This is a genomic window from Streptomyces sp. NPDC005151, from assembly GCF_053599875.1.
In genome coordinates this window covers 1-1,554 of the sequence record NZ_JBSFYR010000248.1, presented here as the reverse complement: position 1 = coordinate 1,554, position 1,554 = coordinate 1, and the positions used below count along the sequence as shown (strand labels likewise).

Annotated in this window: 2 protein-coding genes; one reads left to right on the top strand and one right to left on the bottom strand. The window is 68.5% G+C overall.

Features of this window, described 5'->3' with window-relative positions; translation table 11 throughout:
• Window positions 1-38: 38 nt before the first annotated feature.
• A complete protein-coding gene (locus tag ACWD6R_RS40500) occupies window positions 39-371 on the bottom strand; it encodes a hypothetical protein (protein ID WP_451823331.1) in 333 nt (110 codons plus the stop codon).
• 77 nt (window positions 372-448) lie between these two features.
• On the opposite strand from ACWD6R_RS40500, the gene ACWD6R_RS40495 reads away from it, so the two are divergent.
• The gene (locus ACWD6R_RS40495; RefSeq protein WP_451823330.1) at window positions 449-1,510 is read left to right on the top strand and encodes an IS630 family transposase; all 1,062 of its coding nucleotides are present in this window, start codon (window positions 449-451) and stop codon (window positions 1,508-1,510) included.
• The last annotated feature ends 44 nt before the right edge of the window (window positions 1,511-1,554 follow it).

Sequence of the window (1,554 nt, the reverse complement as noted above, 5' to 3'; positions counted from 1 at the left end):
CTAGTGCTGCCCCGCGCAAGTTCGTGGAGGGGTGTTGATCAGGGCGTCGGGTCGCCGAGGTAGAAGCCGCAGGCGCAGTCCAGGGCGTCTTCGGGTGAGCCGAAGGGCAGTCCGGTGGGCAGGAAGTTGTCCTCGTATTTGCCTCGGCTGGCGAGGTAGAGGGCGAAGCCCCAGGTGTGCAGGACGCCGGTGAAGCGCAGGCGGCATAGGGGCAGCGGTTCCTCCTCGCCAGGCAGCTCACCTGCCACGTAGGCGAATCCGGAGCGGAATCGCACCTGGACGCGGGTGAGTTGGGGCCAGCGTTCCTTGACTCGGACGTTCAGACGGTGGCGCAGGTGGTCCTGCATGGACTCGGGCGGATTCTTCGGCACGGGTCCATCCTGCTGGGTCACCGCCGCATACGCCATGATCATCACTTTGGTCGGGGCGGGCGAGGGTGTGGCACGGGATGGTCGAGGCGGTCGTGGTGGAGTTGGACGAGAGGGTGCGCGAGCGTCTGATCCGTACAGCGATCTCCCTGAAAGCCCAGGTACGGATGGTGCTCCGGGCGCGGATCGTGCTGGCGGCGGCTGAGGGCCTGAGCAACGGGGCCATCGCGCGGGATCTGGCGGTCAGCGTGAACACGGTCCGTAAGTGGCGCGGACGGTTCGCCGCTCTGGGCCGGGACGGGCTGAAGGACGCCGCCCGCTCGGGCCGGCCCAAGACCTACGGGCCCCAGGTGACGGTGGCGATCGTGGCCGCCGCCACCAGTGCACCCCCGCACCCGGAAGCGACCTGGTCGCACCGCACGATCGCCGCCCAGGTCGCCGGCACTGTCTTCGCCACCATCTCTGCCTCCCAAGTCGGCCGCATCCTGGCAGACCTGGACCTCAAGCCGCACCGGGTCCGCGGCTGGCTCACCCGCCGGGATACCCCCGACTTCTGGGACCGTGTCGCGGAGGTGTGCGACCTGTACCGCGACCCGCCTGAAGGGGCGGTGGTGCTGTCCATCGACGAGAAGACCGCGATCGCCGCCCGTGCCAGGCGCCACCCCGGTCGTCCCGCTGGGCCGGGCAAGCCCGCCCTCGAGGAGTTCGAGTACCGCCGCCACGGCACCGCCTCGCTGGTCGCCGCCCTGGATGTGCGCACCGGCGAGGTCCTCACCGAGATAATCGCCCGCAACGACGCAGCGACGTTCACCGCCTTCCTCGACCAGCTCGACACGGCCATCGCCCCAGGCCAGGACATCCATGTCGTGCTGGACAACGGCTCCTCCCACACCGCCAGACACACCAAGGCGTGGCTGACCGACCACCCGCGCTGGCAGGTGCACTGGACCCCGCCGCACGCCTCCTGGCTCAACCAGATCGAGCTGTTCTTCTCCGTCCTGACCCGCCGCGTGCTACGACACGGTGACTTCTCCAGCCGCGATGACCTCATCGACAAGCTGGAGAGTTACGTCATCGGCCGCAACGAGACCGCGAAGCCGTACAGGTGGACCTATAACGGCAGCCCACTCAAGACCGCCTGATCAGACTCAACACCCCTCCACGAACTTGCGCGGGGCAGCACTAG

What these genes read in the sequence shown, in the direction of transcription:
- ACWD6R_RS40495 (WP_451823330.1), top strand. Translation starts at nt 449, where the DNA reads ATGGTCGAGGCGGTCGTGGTGGAGTTGGACGAGAGGGTGCGCGAGCGT.